Consider the following 16774-nt stretch of genomic DNA (forward strand, 5'->3'; position numbering starts at 1 on the left):
CTTACCCCCCTCCCCAAAGGGGATGTTGAGTACTTTACAGATTAATCCGGTTATAAAAATAATTAAGCGAGCCGTTAATGGAAATGAAATATTATTATCTGATGTTAGTAAACGATAAATATTAATTTCTGTTGCAAATAGTAGACTATAGTTAAAAAACCATTATTTGTGAGGTGATTTATGAAAAATCATAATGTAAATGAACATCATAAAAAGGAAGGCGATGCGCACAAAGGCCTTCCTGAGGCGGCCCCGAATGCAGGAAATGCCTATGAAGAAGATGATCATCCTGCCAAAGATAATCCTGAAGAACATGGCGAGATTCCCCGCACGCGCGATGACAGTAAAGATCATAAGCATGATCCTTTTCAGGACAAATAACCTGCCTGGAACTGGATTGGATTTTTACGTGCAGTAACGATCTCAGTCATTATAATCATGCGAGAGTGGCACCTCAGCCAATATGATGTTGCTGAGGTGTGCAAATGATAGGGTCAAGGTTCATCTATCCTTGAGACTTTTAAGTGAGCACTTTCCCCTTTTCCAAAGACTTTCCCGCTGACTCGCACTTTATCCTCAGCATTAAAGGTTTTACCCTTAAAAGTACTGACCGGTGCATCAATATTCACCGTGCCTGAACTATCTCGAAATTGATAGGTATCACCCTTAATCTTGTGGGTGATGTAGCCTTCAAGCGTGACATATCCACCCTGGCGAAAGTCTTTAATCAGGGTGACGGGAGTTTCGCCCGTATCTTCTGAGCCTTTATAACCGGCATCCTCTTTATTCTGTGGCGGTGGCGTTTTACCCGCCTCAAAACCTCCCTTTTCAGCGTATGTGCCAAAACTTAATGACAACAGTAACGCAACCCATGCGGCTTTATGCATATCTCATCTCCTGAGATGAATGTGTAAGGCTTAAGCCTGGCACAGATCAGGGAAAGTAAACGCAGCCGCAGTGTAATTACGTCTTCAAACGTCGAAAATTGAGCACATGCAGTAGCTTGAAAGAGAGTGGGTTGTTTAAATGATAAGGTGACGGTTATCGAGCATAAAGTTCGAAATACGGTTTATAAAATTTTTTCTCTTTTTTTTAAAAATAACATGGCAAAAGATAAACGAAGCACGTAGTAAAGAAAATCCACTTTACTAGTGGCGCGCTGTTTTTAAAAAATATCTTACGCTTGATTCACAGAATCGGTTATTTACTGCATCGCTTTAATCATCACCTAACTAAACTACCTATACCCAATCAGGGTGAATGGAGGTATGTATGTCAGAACGTCCCGATCCAGATGATGTTAAGCCACTGCCTGGCGACGATTTGCCTTTGCCCGATGAAGAGGACGATGAGACTGACGATCGTGGTTTACCTGATGATCAAAAACCCATTATCTGATTCTCAATACAGAGCCGCTGCTGCGGCTCTTTCGATCCATCTGAAGGTAAGTTTTGTTGCAGAAAAAAGGTTCAATCATTGGATGATGTATCATCTTTGATGTATTGGCGCATCGCTTCATGCATGGCACGATTACGATCTACCTCAAGTCCCCGTTCTTCATACTCTTTAGCCATATTAATAATGACTTCATCATACTTACCTTTGAAGCTAATGTTGTTCAACGCAACCTGTTTAATCATCAGTTCGCGCAATACATCGGTTTCAATCTTTAACCGCTGCACGGTTTCCTCAAGTTCCTTTATTCTTTCTTCAGCTGACATCATCGCTCCTTATTAAAGTCTGTTGATTAAGCAAACCACCGTATTGAAATGAATATCGCATTGAAAGGCTTATAACTCAAGCCTCTGCTTTACAGCCTTAATAAGCGAGACGTAAAGCACAGATGGGAGAGCGAGAGCCTGACGTTTGGTTTATATTGACGGCGCATATTCATGATCCGTATTGATTCACGCGGATAACACAGCAGCGCTGGAACCGACTTATGATGAACATCTTTGCCCTGATTCTGGCTATTGCTGTGGTTTTTAGTGGATTGAGTTGGGCCTACAGGCTTTCTGTAACAACACGTGGCAGTGCTGATCAGGTTAGCGCTGAAGCTTCGGCCTTGCATCAGAACAAGACTCAGCATCTTCCTGGCTGGCTGGACACGCCCGCATCTCTCTTTCCGTTACTCGTCGTCGTATTACTGGTTCGGGCATTTGGCTGGGAACCTTTCCGCATTCCTTCCGGGTCAATGATGCCTACGTTGCTAACGGGTGACTGGGTGCTGGCCGATAAATATTCGTATGGGCTACGAAATCCCTTCAATCAGAAAACGTTAATCGCTACCGGGCATCCAAAACGCGGTGATATTGCGATTTTTACCTTTCCGCAGGATGAAACGCAGTTGTTTATCAAACGAGTGATCGGGTTACCTGGTGACAAAGTGATATTTAATCCCGCGACGCAACAGCTCACTATTTTACCAGCCTGCAAGGCTAAGCAAGCTTGTGTGGCTCCGTTAGCCATTCACTACCGCGCACTCAAAGCGGGCGAATTTGTGGAAACGGCTGGCGCGCATCCGGGCTTCTATGTCAGGCCCGTTGGGGAGGAATCAGCCTCTGAACAGCGTTTACTGGTGGGCACAGAAACGCTGGCGGGAGTAGCGCATCGCATTTTGCAGAAGCCTAAATTGACTGATTCAGTCTCGCAGTTTTTCCATCAGCCGGGTCAGCAGCCTGGCGAGTGGGTAGTACCGGCGAAGAGCTATTTTATGATGGGCGATAACCGTAACAACAGTTATGACAGCCGCTATTGGGGGTTTGTGCCTGAGCATAATTTGGTGGGCAAAGCGGTCGCGATTGGATTTAGCATGGAAAAACAGGAAGGGCAGTGGCCAACGGGGTTGAGGCTGACTCGCATTGGAGGCATTCATTAGGAGGAGATGCCAGTCCCTGGCAGAACAAATCCTAAAGCGCTTTACTCAGACTTTGTTGGAGGACGGCGACTTATCTTGCCTCCTTTCCGACCCGCTTCAACGGCGCGTTCAGGGTCGTTTCTGAAGTTGCCTCCACTGGCTTTGCCTCCCGCTTTTCCAGCTTCTTTTGCTCGTGCCGGATCGTTAGCAAAATTCCCTGCACCGCCTCTGTAGCTCTGTTGTTTCATAGGAAGACCTCATATCAATGTTCCGTGAGAGATAAGGACTAGCTAGTCACCCCATAATTCTAGTGCGCCGTTACGGCTTCGCCAGCGCAGGATAATTAATTTTTTTGTAGTCGTTATCGTACGTAAAAAGAAATATTGTCCGATTTAAAATGCGCTTTGTTCACGATTAAATGTTTTTTTAATCGTTCAAGTAATAAACATGAAAATATTAAATGTTGATGCCGATTGCTGGGCTGCATTAGGGTTGAAAAAGTTATTTATATCCCGTGGGGTTCAAGTCACAAACTGCGCCTCTTTTTGTGAAGCAAAACGTATTCTGATTGAACAACCTATTGATGTGATGATTATTGAGTTAAAAACGGCAGTTGATGATATAGAATCTTCCTACGCATTTTTACGTCTGTTACAGGCACTCTATCCGCGTATTAGCGTGCTGGTACTGACAGAGATATGTGATGCGGCAATCCTCAATTTTTTTGCACGTGAACTTAAATCAGTGGTCATTCTGACAAAAAAATCCTCGCTAGCCAGTATCGTTCAAAGCGTCAATTCACTTGCTGAAAAGAGCCCTCCTGCGTCAACACGTAGCAGTGTACCAACGCTCTCTCTGCAAGAATTTAACATGCTAAAATGGCTGGCTCACTACAGCAGTCAGCAGGATATTGCTTTGCGTGTCAGACTCAATAACAAAACCATAAGCCACTACAAGCGGTCAATTTATTTGAAACTGAATTGCGAGAATAATGTTCAGTTTCATCATCGGCTTATGCAATACGGGTTTAATCGGCCCCCTGTCGGATAATATTTTTTACCTTTATGTCCCGTCTCTTTCAGCCAGGTGAGCACGCTCAGCGAACCCCTACAAATTAATTGGCAATGTATGACGTTAAACTCATCTTACAAGACTGGCTCATCAGGGATTTAAGCCAGATGATCTCCGTGGCAAATATAAGCCAGTGGTAACTCAGGGAGGCTTAGGTGAATAGCGTAAAAGGAAATAAAGTGACGGTGGCGTTATTGGATGATCATCCGATGATGCTACTGGCGATGGAAATTGCCATCGCTAAACAACCGGATCTGCAGATCTCAGGCAGTTTTTGCCACAGCCGTGATTTGTTGGCCTACCTGCAACAGGAACCTATCGATGTACTGGTGCTGGATTATATTCTGGGCAGCGAGGAATTAGATGGGCTCTCACTCATCAAACAGATCCTTTCACGCCATCCTGATTTGGGCATTTTACTTTACTCTTCCATGGAAAATTTGGCGGTCATCCGTGCTGCGTTTATGCGGGGAATTAAAGGTTATCTCTCCAAGCGCGAACCGGCGCCCACCTTGCTGTACGCTATTCGCGTGACCGGGCGCGGGCAGTGTTTCATTCCAACCAATATTGAGTTTGAGCTGGCCAAAATGCCCTCACGTAGGCGTACCGTGGTTGATTGGGTGCCACCTTCTGCATCATCTAATCCATCCAACCTACCTGAACGTTCCCGGCTTGAAACCTTACTCTCACCACGTGAAGCCGAAGTGATGCGCTGCGTACTCGACGGCATGCGCAATCACGAGATTGCCGATAAATTTAAGCGAAGTCGAAAAACCATCAGTGGTCACAAGCAAGCTGGATTGAAAAAGCTCGGTATCAACAGCGATCTTGAGCTGTTTAAATATCACGCTGATCTTTTCCGCTAATAGAGAAGACTTGATCTGTGGTGTATGGACAATGCTTTAGCGGCGGTGACAAGCCGCTGTAAAATGCCATTGCTGCCTTTGCCTGATACTTGAGTATTCCAGCCCGCAGGAGGAAGATATTCCACTTTGCCAGGGCCGGGAATTGCCATGCTGATCACTTCGGAAAACACGCGCACCTTTAATACCGACATTCGTCTCGCCTGCACGCTGGCTGCCGTGGCGGGTGCGCTCAACACCGCTGCATTTGAAACCGTCGGCTTTTTCTCCGCCAATATGACGGGCAACGTCTCATCCCTTTCCGACCATCTGGCGAAAGCGAATCTGCATGTCGGATTGTTTTTCCTTCTGATCGTGCTGCTCTTTATTGCAGGTTCTTCCGTCTCGACACTGATTATCAACTCCGGCCGCAGACGACAGATTCGCGGGATTTATGCCATCAATATCCTGCTTGAAGGCGTGGCATTACTGGCGTTGGGCGTCATTGAGAGTTGGTTCAGCTTTAGCCAATCAGGCGTGTTGCTGGTTCTCAGCTTGAGTTTTCTTATGGGGCTCCAGAACGCGGTGGTAACGCGCATTTCCAACGCTCGCGTGCGCACCACCCATGTCTCCGGCACCGCCACTGATATCGGCATTGAGCTGGCCATGCTGTTTGATGTTTTGCGCCGAAAAGAATCCCCGAAAGATGCGCCGCTCTATCTTGAACGTTTAAAACTGCATTTCTTCACGGTGATGGCTTTCCTGCTCGGCGGAGTATTGGGCATTCTGCTGCTTAATGCGTTGAGCTATAAACTGTTGATCCTGATTGGCGTAATGCTCAGCTTGCTGGCGCTATCGACATTGCAACGTGCCGGACAGGTAATGCACTCCTGAACAATATTGACCTACTTCACACTTCTCAAAGCGATTTTAGAAAACTGCTTGCCACTTTTCGGCAATGCTCCGCAAGATAGCCTGCGTTAAGGATTGTTACTGTTCGGCAGGCAAAACCTGAGGCGCGCCCTTTCTCGATAGCAGAGGGCGCGCCTCAGGTTTTTTTTTGCGCGAAATTCGGGGCGTTTTGCAGGAGAAGGGTAGATGCAATATCAGGAACTGGCAGATGAGATCGTGGCCGGCGTAGGTGGAAAAGAGAACATCATCAGCGTGATGCACTGCGCAACGCGCCTGCGTTTCAAGTTAAAAGAGAGTCAAAAAGCGCATACCGCCGAGTTGAAAAATAATCCTGGCGTGATCATGGTAGTGGAGAGCGGTGGACAGTATCAGGTGGTCATTGGCAACCAGGTGGCAGAGGTCTACCGTGCCTTAACGGCACGATATGCACTCGATCAGGCCGATAACGTGGAGGACAGCGCGCCGCAAAACCTGTTTGCCCGTTTTATCGATTTGGTTTCCGGTATTTTTACGCCGTTTATTGGTGTGATGATCGCCACCGGCATCATTAAAGGCCTGCTGGCTTTGGCACTGGTGCTCGGCGTCATGGATGCGAGCAGCGGCAGCTACAAAGTACTGTTTGTTGCCAGTGATGGACTGTTTTACTTCCTACCGATCCTGCTCGGCTACAGCGCCGGGAAGAAATTTGGCGGTAACCCTTTCGTCAGCATGGCGATTGCTGCGGCGCTGGTGCATCCGTTGATACTTGAAGCGATGCAACAGCAGCAGGCAGGGAAGCCACTGACCTTTGTCGGTATCCCGCTGGAAATCCTTAATTATAGCTCCTCGGTGATTCCGATTATCTTTGCTGCATGGGTATCAAGCCTGATTGAGCGCTGGGTGCATCCGCGTTCACCCGGCGCGGTGCGCAATTTCACCACGCCGCTGGTGTGCTTATTAATCACCGTTCCGCTGACCTTCCTGGCGATTGGACCCGCAGCCACCTGGCTCAGCCGCTTGCTGGCTGAAGGGTATCTTTGGATTTACAGCCTCAGCCCAATGGTTGCGGGAGCGGTGATGGGCGCCATCTGGCAAATCTGTGTGATATTTGGTCTGCACTGGGGCCTGGTGCCGATCATGCTCAATAATTTAGCCAACTTCGGTCACGACACCTTACTGCCACTGTTGATGCCAGCAGTTTTAGGACAGGCGGGCGCAACGTTAGGGATCTTCCTGCGAACACGAGATGTCAAACTCAAAGCGATGGCTGGGTCGGCGTTCAGCGCCAGCATTTTTGGCATCACTGAACCAGCAGTGTATGGCGTCACGCTGCCACGTCGTCGTCCGTTCATTTTCGGCTGCATCGGTGGCGCGTTAGGTGCCGCCATTCTGGGCTTCTGGCACACCACCATTTACTCCTTTGGCTTCCCCAGCATTTTCACGTTTATTCAGGTCGTGCCCAGTACGGGTATTGATGCCAGCGTGGTGGCCTCTTTTGCCGGTGCGGCGGTCGCGCTAGTTTTCGCCTGCGTCATGACTTATGTGTTTGGTTTACGGGAGTCTGCTCCACAACCCACTGTTTCTGAACCCGTCGCCGTTCCTGCGCCTGCGGCATTAACGCGCCGCGAAAGCGTGGTTAGCCCGATTGCGGGTGACGTGTTGCCGCTGGAGAAAGTCAAAGATGAAACCTTCGCCAGCGGTTTACTCGGCAAGGGCGCGGCCATCCTGCCGCAAGTGGGCCGTGTGGTATCGCCGGTCAATGGCGTGGTGTCATCCATGTTTCGCACCGGACATGCGATTGGTCTGACGTCAGATCAAGGCGCGGAAGTGCTGATTCATGTTGGACTCGATACCGTCAAACTCGATGGGCAGTATTTCCATCCTCAGGTGCAAAACGATCAGCCAGTGAAAGTGGGCGATGTGCTATTGGAGTTTGATATTGAGGCGATTAAAAACGCTGGATTCGACCTCACCACGCCGGTGCTGGTGAGTAACAGTGATGATTTTATTGATGTGTTAACCCTGAACAACAGCGCAGTGAGTGAAGGCTCGCCGCTGCTGGCCGTGCTGAAATAACCAAGGAGCAAGTAAATGACTTCACGTTTCCCGGATGCATTTTTATGGGGTGGCGCCGTGGCTGCCAATCAGGTAGAAGGTGCCTGGCAGGAGGGCGGTAAAGGGCTATCGACCTCGGATCTGCAACCCAAAGGTATTTTCGGCGCCCGCGTTGAACGCGCTGGTGATGATTTTGGTATCAAAGACACGGCGATTGATTTCTATCATCGCTTCCCGGAAGACATCAAGCTGTTCGCGGAGATGGGCTTTACCGTACTGCGCACTTCGATTGCCTGGACACGTATCTTCCCGCAGGGCGATGAAGCTCAGCCAAACGAAGAGGGGCTGGCCTTTTACGATCGTTTATTTGATGAGATGGCGAAATACAACATCACGCCACTTGTGACGTTGTCACATTACGAAATGCCTTACGGCTTGATCCATAAATACGGCGGCTGGGGCAATCGCATCACTATTGATTGCTTCGAGCGCTATGCGCGCGCGGTCTTCACTCGCTTCCAGCACAAAGTGAAGCTGTGGCTGACGTTCAATGAAATCAATATGTCATTGCACGCGCCCTTTACCGGCGTCGGATTACCGGAAGAGAGCGATCAACAGGCGATCTATCAGGCGATTCATCACCAACTGGTGGCGAGCGGCCGCGCCGTACAAGCCTGCCATGAGATTGTGAAGGACGGTAAGATCGGCAATATGCTACTGGGTGCGCTGCTCTATCCGCTCAGCTGCCGTCCAGCCGATGTGCTGGAAACGCTGCAGCAGAATCGCGAGTGGTTATTCTTTGGTGATGTGCAGGTGCGCGGTGCTTATCCGGCTTATATGAAACGCTTCTTTGCCGACCGCGGAATCACGGTCACCATCACGGATGAGGATAAACGCGACCTGCGCAACACCGTGGATTACATCTCCTTCAGTTATTACATGACCGGTTGCGTCACCACCAATGAAGAAGAGAACCAAAAAGCGCAGGGCAATATCTTGTCGATGGTGCCGAATCCGCATCTCGCCAGCTCAGAGTGGGGATGGCAGATTGATCCGGAAGGTCTGCGTATTCTGCTTAACATCTTGTACGACCGTTATCAGAAGCCGCTATTTATTGTGGAAAATGGCCTGGGTGCCAAAGATGTGGTTGAGGCCGATGGCAGCATCAATGACGATTACCGCATCCAGTATCTGAATGATCACTTAGTGCAGGTACGGGAAGCGATTGAAGATGGTGTGGAAGTGATGGGCTACACCTGCTGGGGACCGATTGATCTGGTCAGCGCCTCTAAAGCCGAGTTCTCTAAGCGTTACGGCTTTATCCATGTTGATCGCGATGATGCGGGCAACGGCACGCTGGAGCGCTCGCGTAAAAAGAGCTTCTTCTGGTATCAGGATGTGATCCGCAGCCAGGGCGCGGCATTGAAGTAATCCCGCTAACGGGCGCGCTGGCGCCCGTTTTCACGCCTCGTCAGCATCTTCCTGCAACGCTAACGTCTCTTTGCGCACTCGCTCTATATGGATGGTAAGAAACATGCGTTCTTCCGCTGAGAGAGCATAGAGATACTTTTGCTGGATGTGGCCGTCGATTTTCACCGCGCATTGATAAGCAATCGGATATTTGTCGCGCACCACATCATGCAATGACTCATCTTCGCTGCACACGCCACGTTTCCCCAGCATGCGCTGGGCAAAGAATTTCAGATGGTTGACGAAGCGGTTATAGCTCAGGCTGTCGGTGCGGTAATCCAGCTGCAACCGATACTTCACGATGTGCAAAATCTCCTGCATAAACTGCGTTACATGAGAGACATCGGCAAAATCGCTGCCCAGCTGCGCGTTGACCAAATGCAGGGCGATAAAGCCTGCTTCATCGTCAGGCAACGCCACACCAAGGCGTTTGTTGATCAGTGCCAGTGCTTCCATGCCAATCGCGAACTCTTTGGGATAAAGCGTTTTGATCTCCCACTTCAGCACATTGCGAATAGGAATGCCTTGTTGATGACGCTCAATGGCGAAATGGCAGTGATCGCACAACGCAATCGAAAGGCTCTCATGCAGCGGCTGACCTAGCTGTTGACGCGCGTTGGCGATGATTAGCTCGCTGGTGGTGATGACTTCCAGCGGGATATCAGAAAGCAACTCGCTCAGCCTTCCTGTCAGGGTGTCACTCTGCAGCGCGAAGACTTTCTCAATCTGCTGCGCATCCAGCGCATCACCCACGCGCTTCTGAAAAGCCAGCCCGCGTCCCATCACCACCTGCTCTTTGCCGTTCTCGCCCAGTATGACCACGACGTTGTTATTAAGGATCTTCGCGATTTTCATTTTTATCAGCCCTGAAAAAGAAAAAACCTGACCCACCGGGAGGGCGGCGTGTCAGGTTTTGCCTGCGTTTGCGCGCAGTAACAATCTGGCGAGATCATAAGCCGCTCTGCGATTCCGACAAGCATACTGACAGTTAAATGTGAGACACGTCATGTTTTATTACGGTGCGAAGCGATGGGAGAATAATAGGGCAATGGCCCCTGAAGCCGCGTCTGCACTGATGTTGTGCAAATCGTAAGGTTATTCGTAAGGATATAGTAAAGAAATGATCAGGTTTTCTTAAAGGTTTGCGTTAAGTCGCCGATAGTACCGTAACGTCAAAATAACAGGAGTTACGTACATGGCCGGGATTTCAACTTTAGGTGTGGGTTCAGGACTGGGTTTAAGTACCATTTTGGATAAGCTGACCGCCGCTGAAAAACAGTCACTGACGCCGATTTCCAAGCAGCAGTCTGCCGCCACGGCGAAGCTTTCTGCTTATGGCACACTTAAAACCGCGATTCAGGCTTTTCAGACGGCTAACACCAAATTAAAGGATGCGAGTCTTTATACGGCGACCAGTACGACTTCCAGTTCGAGTGCGTTTAGCGCGGATACCAATGGCAGCGCGCTGGCGGGGAAATACACCATCAGCGTGGATCATCTTGCGCAATCGCAAACGCTGACCAGCTTGCCAAAGGCGGATGTCAAAGCAGCGATGGGTGATGGCAGCGATTCGCGCATCTTGAAATTTGTTACAGCGGACGGCAAAGAGAAAAGCATCACGCTGACCAAAGATCAGACCTCGTTGTCGGCGCTACGTGACACCATCAACAAATCCAATGTAGGTATAAGCGCTAGCCTGATTAAGGTATCCAGCACCGAATTTCGTTTGTCATTAACGTCATCAGCCACAGGTACTGATCACGCGGTCAAGTCACTAAGCGTGACCGGTGATGATACGTTGCATGGCTTTATTGGTTTTGATGCGGCTGACACCGCTAACAGCGGCATGACGCAAAGCGTGGAAGCGCAGAATGCCAGCTTAACCGTCAATAATGTACCGATTGAAAGCAGCAGCAATACCATTTCCGATGCGGTGGAAGGCATTACGCTGAAGCTGAATGATAAAACCTCCGGTAATCAGACATTGTCGGTGAGTACTGACACCAGCAAGGCGAAAAACGCCATCACCGATTGGGTGAATTCTTACAACTCATTGCAAGACACCATCGGCAATCTGACCAAATACACGGCGGTGGATGCGGGTAAAGATCAAGACAGTAAAAATGGCGCGCTGCTAGGAGATGGCACGCTGCGTAACATTCAGACGCAGCTGAAGAGCATTCTGGCGAACTCCTCAGGGTCTACGGTATATAAAACCTTGAGCCAGGCGGGCATCACCACCGATCCGACCGATGGCAAGCTGAAGCTAGACGCCGATAAGCTCACCACCGCGTTACAGGTTAAACCGGATGCGATTCGCGACATGTTTTCCGGTGATGGCAAGAAAACCGGTGTGACCACTGTGCTCGACACGACGTTTACCGCCTATCTGAGCAGTAAAGGCATTTTGCAGGGTGCCACTGACAGCATCAGTAAGAAATTAAACCAGCTGACCGAACAATACAACACCACCAGTAAACGTATTGATGACAAAATTGCGCGCTACAAAACGCAGTTCACCAATCTGGATAAGATGGTCAGTGTGTTGAACAACACCAGTACTTATCTCACTCAGCAGTTCGAGAGCACCAATAGCAGCAAGAAATAATTCTCCCGCCAAATTATGAAACTCAGGGCACTTGGTCTGTGCCCTGAAGTTGACGCATGTTTTGCAAACCTATTTTCAAATCATGGTGGCAAGCGCTCGCTCAATAGATAAGTAACTGCTAATGTGTTTGGGTCTCTATCCTTTTTGCGGAGTTATCCCATGCGCTACCACGATACCGAAACTTCTCAACCGCCTTCTGCTGAACCACTTAACCCATCATTGATGGAACACCTGATCAACGCCCGCAAGATTTTCATCACCGGCACCGTGGATGAAAAAATGGCTAAAGAGGTGGTGCAGCACCTGCACATTCTCGCCGCCATCAATGCTAATCCCATCACAATATTTATCAACTCACCCGGCGGCCATGCTGAGTCGGGCGATATGATTTTTGATGCCATCCGTTATATTGCACCCGAAGTGATCATGATTGGTTCTGGTTGTGTGGCCAGTGCTGGTGCGTTGATTTATGCCGCCGCAAAAAAAGAAAATCGCTATGCGTTGCCCAACACCCGTTTCCTGCTGCATCAGCCTTCCGGTGGTATGCAAGGCCCCGCCAGCAATATGCAGATTTACAGCAATGAAATCGTGCGCATGAAAAATCGTCTTAACCACATCTTCGCGGATGCCACCGGACAGGCGATTGCGAGGATTGAGCAAGATACTCAGCGTGACTTCTGGTTGAGTGCGGAACAAGCAGTGGAATACGGTCTGGTGTCGAAAGTGATCATCACTGAGCAGGACATCGTCGCGCATTATCTTGCCGCTTAAATAAGCCAGTGCTAATGTTATCGACATGATTGAAAATGCGATATTCAAAGCACTGGCGGATCCGACCCGCCGTGCCATATTTGAAAAGTTGTCGGTGGGGCGCATGAACGCAACATCACTGCGAGATGGGATGGAGATAAGCCAATCGGCGATGTCTCAGCATCTTGCTGTGTTGCGCGGTGCGGGATTGGTGCGTGAAGAGCGGCAAGGGCGTTTTGTTAACTATGAAGTTGACCCGGTGGGCATGACTTTTTTGGTTAATTGGTTGGCCAAATACCGTGCTTTCTGGCCGACGCGCATTGATGCCCTAAACAGTTTGCTGAAGGAGATGGATCAATGAGTGACCCCGGGAAATCCAACGAACTGGTACAAGAATATCAACTGGATGCGCCGCCTGAGAAAGTGTGGCGCGCTATCAGTATTGCGGAGTACCGGGAAGCCTGGCTACCCAACGGCGTATTAGCGGTGGCTGAACCTGTTGCCAGCGATCCTGGAAAATCGATCCATTATCGGTTACGTGATGACGCGCCACCCTATCTGGAAAGTGACGTGATGTTTTTAATCAGACCTGATGAGGTGGGCGGCACCCTGTTAACTATCGTACATCGCCTGAATGAACTGCACTTACCAGCCGCTAACGATGATGGGATTCCGCTGATGCTGGCGTCATAACGCCTAACAAAATTGATTAATCATCGAAATCAACATGGGTTTTAGATTGCTCAATTCCTCCAGGTGAGCGAGCGAGAGCGACTCCATTAGTTGCTCCGCTTCCACTGTTAATCGCATAAAGGTCTTTCGCTGATCCGTTGGATCTGACTCCCGCAAGACGAATCCTGCCTCTTCTAAACGACTTAGTAATCCTGAAGCGCTGTGCGGTTTCAACATCAATCTTTCAGCCACATAGCCCACCGTGGCATTACCCAATGCGGTCCCGCGAATCGTCAGCAGCGCCTGATGCTGTTGCGGCGTCAAGCCCACACTGCGTGCCTGAGTTTCGCTAAATGCCATAAAAGTCCGCAAGGTCGCACGGAAATCTGCCAGTAACGCATAATCGGCGTCGTTCATTTTGGGTTGTGACATGTTGAAAACCTTTCAATGTTGAATTTATATCGTAATGCGATGTAAATTGCGCATCTCAATTATGTTACCAGGAGCAACATTATGCGGGACACGCTGTCCGATGCCCCACATCGACCCAAACTTTCTGACCACACAGTGACGAGGCGCGTCATTATACTCGCGCTCATGGGCATTCTGATAGGAACCGGCGGCGCGTTTGGTGCCATCGTTTTACTGCATCTCATCGCCTTGATGACCAACCTCTTTTGGTATCACCAGTTCTCGTTTGCTGAGCACATCATGCCGGGTAATGCTAATGCGCTCCACATTGTGGCTGCTCCTGTGATTGGCAGCCTGATCATTGGTGTGATGGCGCGATTCGGGTCAGAGAAAATTCGCGGCCACGGTATTCCCGAAGCCATTGAAGCCATTCTTTATGGTGAAAGTCGAATGTCACCGAAGGTGGCGGTGCTTAAACCTCTCTCCTCTGCGGTGTCGATTGGTAGCGGTGGTCCATTTGGTGCAGAAGGGCCGATAATCATGACTGGCGGCGCTATCGGCTCTTTATTTGCTCAGTTATTTCATCTCAGTGCGGCGGAACGTAAAACCCTGCTGGTGGCGGGCGCGGCTGCGGGCATGACCGCCATTTTCAATGCTCCTATCGCAGCAGTATTACTGGCGCTGGAGGTGTTGTTGTTTGAGTGGAAGCCACGCAGTTTTATTCCGGTGGTCAGTGCAGTGCTGGTCTCCTGGTGTTGGCGCAATGCGCTGATTGGCACTGGCGCCATTTTCCCTTTCCAGTGGGTGACGCATCTGCAACCGATGCAACTCATCGTGGCGGTCGGTATAGGTGCGCTGACTGGGGTTATCGCCGTTGCGCTGTCGAAAAGCCTGTACCGGCTGGAAGAGTGGTTCCATCAGTTGCCTGTCCACTGGATGTGGTGGCCTGCACTGGGTTCAGTGTTCGTGGGGATTGGTGGCATTCTTCAGCCACGCGTTTTAGGTGCCGGTTATGTCAGTATCCAGAGTTTGTTAGATGGCTCGCTGGCAATCAACATCATTATTTCGCTGCTACTGGTAAAAAGCATCGTCTGGCTGATCTCGCTGGGTTCAGGGACTTCTGGTGGCGTAGTCGCGCCGTTGCTGATTATTGGTGGCGCGGTGGGTGCGATGGTGGCCCATCTGTTGCCCGGTTACGGTGGCATGCTAGTGATGGCAGGTATGGCGGGGATTCTCAGTGGTGCCATGCGTGCACCCTTGACCGGTACCCTGTTTGCTGTGGAAGTGACAGACCATTTTGACTTATTGCCGGTGGCATTGGGTGCTGCGGTAGCTTCGTATGCCGTCAGCGTATTAATGATGCCTCGCTCGATTTTTACAGAACGTCTTGCACGCCGTGGACACCACATTGTGCAGGAATATGCCACCGATACCCTGGAAACAACCAAAGCGCGACAAATTATGTCCTTAGTACCAGCAACTTTGCTGGACACGACACCTCTGGAGCAAGTGATCGCCATCATGAGCGATGTGCGTGCGCATCACCACTATCCGGTTGTGGATGCGCAAGGGCGCTTTATCGCGGTGGTTTCACGCAAAGAGATGGTTCACTGGCAACGCCTGCAGCATGCTGCCGATACGACTTTGCAGGCGTTGATGGGTGAACAACCGCAAATGAGCGCTGATCCTGATACTTTGTGCAGCCACATTGCCGACTATCTGTACAGCGAGGAGGTAGGGATGGTGGTGGTCACCGATGCAGAATCTGGTCGGGTAAAAGGGGTGATTACACGTCATGATATTTTCCGCGTGCGTTATCTGGCACAACAGGCGGAGAGTTTCAAAGTGCGATATTTTGGTTCGCGCAAATCAGCTTAGAAACCTTTATGGCGGCCCGCAGGCCGCCATATTTACACTGATTGGTCAGCTTTCTTAAATTTTCGAGGTCCTGCTGCACCCGCGCAGAACAGCGCCAGCAGCACCATCACTAGCACCGGCAGCATCGCCATACGCAGTCCGGCATGTTCACCGATGAAGCCCAGGCCTGGCGGTCCCACCAGAAATGCCAGATAGCCGAGGGTTGCCGCGATGGTTACGCGAATCGCGCTGTTTTTGCCATCGCCCGCGGCCGAAACGGTCAGCGGGAAGCCCAGCGATGCGCCAATTCCCCAGAACAACACTGCCGCTGCCGCCAGCCATTGATTGTTGGAGAAAATCACCATCGCCAGACCCAAAGCTGCTGAGAACGCGCTGGCGCGTAACACCAGCACACGGCCAAGGCGATCCACCACATATCCGCCAAGGAAACGCCCCACAGTCATGCCTGCCGTGAAACCAGCGTATACCAGCGTACTCTGCATGTGATTAAGGTTATGACCATCGATCATCAAAAGCGGTAGCCAGTCATTGGCGGAACCTTCAGCCAGCGCCATGGCCAGAATCACCACACCCAGTATTAGCAGCTGGCGATCGCGCAGCTCGCGTCCGACCTGAGCGAGGAAGCCCCCGCTGTGCGCCTGTTCATGTCGTTCGTTGTCGCTGGTGGAGGGTAAATGTCGCAAGGCTGCGGAGATAATAAGCACGTTTACCAGCACCACGAGGGCGAAATGCCAGGTGATGCTGAAATCCGCTGCTGTCATGGCAAGCCCTGATAACGCGCCGATCAGCGTGCCAAAGCTGAAAAAACCATGAATGGTGGTCATGATCGATTTGCCAATCAGACGCTCAAAGGCCGCACCTTCGACATTTATCACGACATCAATCAGCGCGGTGCCGCCGCCCAGCAACACCAGGCTGGCAAACACGCCGTAAGCGTTATGCAGCAGTAAGGCGTTCAACATCAGGGCGATACCGGCTAACAGGAGGATAAAACCGTAACGCATGACACGGCTGGTGCCGAAGTGGGTAATGAGTTTTCCTGCCAATAGCACGCATAACATTGAGCCGCAGGAAAAGCCGAACAGGATCATGCCCATCATTTCAGTGGAAGCATGCAGAATATCGCGCATGTAGGGCGTACGACTCACCCATGAAGCCCAGGTGAAACCCGGCAAAAACATCAGGCCGTAAATCGCCCATTTACCACGCAGCTGTTGCTGTAAATCCATATTAATCCCCATCCATAAGTTATCGGAAAGGGTAACAGAA

The 16774-nt window shown here is 50.3% G+C and carries 19 protein-coding genes; 13 read left to right on the top strand and 6 right to left on the bottom strand.

Going from position 1 to position 16774, the window contains the following annotated elements:
- Positions 1 to 180 precede the first annotated feature (180 nt).
- The gene (locus LBW88_RS14275; RefSeq protein ID WP_224932928.1) at positions 181 to 381 is read left to right on the top strand and encodes a hypothetical protein; all 201 of its coding nucleotides are present in this window, start codon (positions 181 to 183) and stop codon (positions 379 to 381) included.
- Between the two features lie 113 nt (positions 382 to 494).
- Here the strand turns inward: LBW88_RS14275 and LBW88_RS14280 are convergent, their stop codons facing one another.
- Positions 495 to 887, bottom strand: coding sequence for a YgiW/YdeI family stress tolerance OB fold protein (locus LBW88_RS14280; protein WP_224932929.1), 393 nt, complete (start codon positions 885 to 887; stop codon positions 495 to 497).
- A 385-nt stretch (positions 888 to 1272) separates the two neighbouring features.
- On the opposite strand from LBW88_RS14280, the gene LBW88_RS26505 reads away from it, so the two are divergent.
- Entirely contained in the window at positions 1273 to 1398 is a 126-nt protein-coding gene (locus LBW88_RS26505) for a hypothetical protein (RefSeq protein ID WP_255352476.1), read from the top strand.
- Positions 1399 to 1469: 71 nt separating this feature from the next.
- On the opposite strand, the gene LBW88_RS14285 is transcribed toward LBW88_RS26505, so the two are convergent.
- A complete protein-coding gene (locus tag LBW88_RS14285) occupies positions 1470 to 1721 on the bottom strand; it encodes a hypothetical protein (protein WP_045814538.1) in 252 nt (83 codons plus the stop codon).
- Positions 1722 to 1942: 221 nt separating this feature from the next.
- Here LBW88_RS14285 and lepB point away from each other — a divergent pair, with 221 nt between their 5' ends.
- Positions 1943 to 2878 carry a signal peptidase I gene (lepB, locus tag LBW88_RS14290; protein WP_224932930.1) on the top strand — a complete coding sequence of 312 codons (936 nt, stop codon included), beginning with the start codon at positions 1943 to 1945 and terminating at the stop codon, positions 2876 to 2878.
- Between the two features lie 41 nt (positions 2879 to 2919).
- Here lepB and LBW88_RS14295 read toward each other — a convergent pair whose 3' ends face one another.
- On the bottom strand, positions 2920 to 3105 hold the full coding sequence (locus LBW88_RS14295; RefSeq protein ID WP_084931166.1) for a general stress protein: 186 nt from the start codon (positions 3103 to 3105) through the stop codon (positions 2920 to 2922).
- A 199-nt stretch (positions 3106 to 3304) separates the two neighbouring features.
- Here LBW88_RS14295 and LBW88_RS14300 point away from each other — a divergent pair, with 199 nt between their 5' ends.
- From LBW88_RS14300 to LBW88_RS14320, 5 genes are all read left to right on the top strand, one after another.
- The gene (locus tag LBW88_RS14300) at positions 3305 to 3907 is read left to right on the top strand and encodes a LuxR C-terminal-related transcriptional regulator (RefSeq protein ID WP_224932931.1); all 603 of its coding nucleotides are present in this window, start codon (positions 3305 to 3307) and stop codon (positions 3905 to 3907) included.
- 176 nt (positions 3908 to 4083) lie between these two features.
- Positions 4084 to 4794, top strand: coding sequence for a response regulator transcription factor (locus LBW88_RS14305; RefSeq protein WP_224932932.1), 711 nt, complete (start codon positions 4084 to 4086; stop codon positions 4792 to 4794).
- A gap of 147 nt (positions 4795 to 4941) precedes the next feature.
- Positions 4942 to 5664, top strand: coding sequence for a YoaK family protein (locus LBW88_RS14310; RefSeq protein WP_224932933.1), 723 nt, complete (start codon positions 4942 to 4944; stop codon positions 5662 to 5664).
- A 204-nt stretch (positions 5665 to 5868) separates the two neighbouring features.
- On the top strand, positions 5869 to 7737 hold the full coding sequence (gene bglF, locus LBW88_RS14315; RefSeq protein ID WP_224932934.1) for a PTS beta-glucoside transporter subunit IIABC: 1869 nt from the start codon (positions 5869 to 5871) through the stop codon (positions 7735 to 7737).
- A gap of 15 nt (positions 7738 to 7752) precedes the next feature.
- On the top strand, positions 7753 to 9147 hold the full coding sequence (locus tag LBW88_RS14320) for a glycoside hydrolase family 1 protein (protein WP_224932935.1): 1395 nt from the start codon (positions 7753 to 7755) through the stop codon (positions 9145 to 9147).
- Positions 9148 to 9177: 30 nt separating this feature from the next.
- On the opposite strand, the gene licT is transcribed toward LBW88_RS14320, so the two are convergent.
- Complete coding sequence (gene licT, locus LBW88_RS14325; RefSeq protein ID WP_224932936.1) at positions 9178 to 10041, bottom strand: BglG family transcription antiterminator LicT; 864 nt, start codon at positions 10039 to 10041, stop codon at positions 9178 to 9180.
- Between the two features lie 340 nt (positions 10042 to 10381).
- Between licT and fliD the strand changes: the two genes are divergently transcribed.
- The 4 genes from fliD (at position 10382) to LBW88_RS14345 (ending at position 13237) form a co-directional block, all read left to right on the top strand.
- A complete protein-coding gene (gene fliD / locus LBW88_RS14330; RefSeq protein ID WP_224932937.1) occupies positions 10382 to 11794 on the top strand; it encodes a flagellar filament capping protein FliD in 1413 nt (470 codons plus the stop codon).
- A gap of 159 nt (positions 11795 to 11953) precedes the next feature.
- Positions 11954 to 12565 carry an ATP-dependent Clp protease proteolytic subunit gene (locus tag LBW88_RS14335; protein WP_224932938.1) on the top strand — a complete coding sequence of 204 codons (612 nt, stop codon included), beginning with the start codon at positions 11954 to 11956 and terminating at the stop codon, positions 12563 to 12565.
- 25 nt (positions 12566 to 12590) lie between these two features.
- Positions 12591 to 12905 (top strand): ArsR/SmtB family transcription factor, encoded by a 315-nt coding sequence (locus LBW88_RS14340; protein ID WP_224932939.1) that lies wholly within the window; start codon positions 12591 to 12593, stop codon positions 12903 to 12905.
- Positions 12902 to 13237, top strand: coding sequence for an SRPBCC family protein (locus LBW88_RS14345; protein ID WP_224932940.1), 336 nt, complete (start codon positions 12902 to 12904; stop codon positions 13235 to 13237). Before LBW88_RS14340 ends, LBW88_RS14345 begins: the two co-directional genes overlap by 4 nt.
- Before the next feature lie 3 nt (positions 13238 to 13240).
- Here the strand turns inward: LBW88_RS14345 and LBW88_RS14350 are convergent, their stop codons facing one another.
- Complete coding sequence (locus tag LBW88_RS14350; RefSeq protein ID WP_224932941.1) at positions 13241 to 13648, bottom strand: MarR family winged helix-turn-helix transcriptional regulator; 408 nt, start codon at positions 13646 to 13648, stop codon at positions 13241 to 13243.
- A gap of 81 nt (positions 13649 to 13729) precedes the next feature.
- On the opposite strand from LBW88_RS14350, the gene LBW88_RS14355 reads away from it, so the two are divergent.
- Positions 13730 to 15505: a chloride channel protein gene (locus tag LBW88_RS14355; protein ID WP_224932942.1), complete on the top strand. Its 1776-nt coding sequence runs from the start codon at positions 13730 to 13732 to the stop codon at positions 15503 to 15505.
- Between the two features lie 32 nt (positions 15506 to 15537).
- On the opposite strand, the gene LBW88_RS14360 is transcribed toward LBW88_RS14355, so the two are convergent.
- Complete coding sequence (locus tag LBW88_RS14360) at positions 15538 to 16734, bottom strand: MFS transporter (protein ID WP_224932943.1); 1197 nt, start codon at positions 16732 to 16734, stop codon at positions 15538 to 15540.
- Between the last annotated feature and the right edge of the window lie 40 nt (positions 16735 to 16774).

It is taken from the genome of Pantoea sp. alder81 (assembly GCF_020179835.1).
GTDB lineage: Bacteria > Pseudomonadota > Gammaproteobacteria > Enterobacterales > Enterobacteriaceae > Pantoea.

Bases quoted from the DNA above. Each gene is read 5' to 3' on its own strand.
- LBW88_RS26505 (WP_255352476.1), top strand. From the start codon at position 1,273: ATGTCAGAACGTCCCGATCCAGATGATGTTAAGCCACTGCCTGGCGAC.
- LBW88_RS14280 (WP_224932929.1), bottom strand. From the start codon at position 887: ATGCATAAAGCCGCATGGGTTGCGTTACTGTTGTCATTAAGTTTTGGC.
- LBW88_RS14360 (WP_224932943.1), bottom strand. From the start codon at position 16,734: ATGGATTTACAGCAACAGCTGCGTGGTAAATGGGCGATTTACGGCCTG.
- LBW88_RS14295 (WP_084931166.1), bottom strand. From the start codon at position 3,105: ATGAAACAACAGAGCTACAGAGGCGGTGCAGGGAATTTTGCTAACGAT.
- LBW88_RS14335 (WP_224932938.1), top strand. From the start codon at position 11,954: ATGCGCTACCACGATACCGAAACTTCTCAACCGCCTTCTGCTGAACCA.
- licT (WP_224932936.1), bottom strand. From the start codon at position 10,041: ATGAAAATCGCGAAGATCCTTAATAACAACGTCGTGGTCATACTGGGC.
- LBW88_RS14350 (WP_224932941.1), bottom strand. From the start codon at position 13,648: ATGTCACAACCCAAAATGAACGACGCCGATTATGCGTTACTGGCAGAT.
- lepB (WP_224932930.1), top strand. From the start codon at position 1,943: ATGATGAACATCTTTGCCCTGATTCTGGCTATTGCTGTGGTTTTTAGT.
- LBW88_RS14300 (WP_224932931.1), top strand. From the start codon at position 3,305: ATGAAAATATTAAATGTTGATGCCGATTGCTGGGCTGCATTAGGGTTG.
- LBW88_RS14320 (WP_224932935.1), top strand. From the start codon at position 7,753: ATGACTTCACGTTTCCCGGATGCATTTTTATGGGGTGGCGCCGTGGCT.
- LBW88_RS14285 (WP_045814538.1), bottom strand. From the start codon at position 1,721: ATGTCAGCTGAAGAAAGAATAAAGGAACTTGAGGAAACCGTGCAGCGG.
- LBW88_RS14355 (WP_224932942.1), top strand. From the start codon at position 13,730: ATGCGGGACACGCTGTCCGATGCCCCACATCGACCCAAACTTTCTGAC.
- LBW88_RS14340 (WP_224932939.1), top strand. From the start codon at position 12,591: ATGATTGAAAATGCGATATTCAAAGCACTGGCGGATCCGACCCGCCGT.
- fliD (WP_224932937.1), top strand. From the start codon at position 10,382: ATGGCCGGGATTTCAACTTTAGGTGTGGGTTCAGGACTGGGTTTAAGT.
- bglF (WP_224932934.1), top strand. From the start codon at position 5,869: ATGCAATATCAGGAACTGGCAGATGAGATCGTGGCCGGCGTAGGTGGA.
- LBW88_RS14275 (WP_224932928.1), top strand. From the start codon at position 181: ATGAAAAATCATAATGTAAATGAACATCATAAAAAGGAAGGCGATGCG.
- LBW88_RS14310 (WP_224932933.1), top strand. From the start codon at position 4,942: ATGCTGATCACTTCGGAAAACACGCGCACCTTTAATACCGACATTCGT.
- LBW88_RS14345 (WP_224932940.1), top strand. From the start codon at position 12,902: ATGAGTGACCCCGGGAAATCCAACGAACTGGTACAAGAATATCAACTG.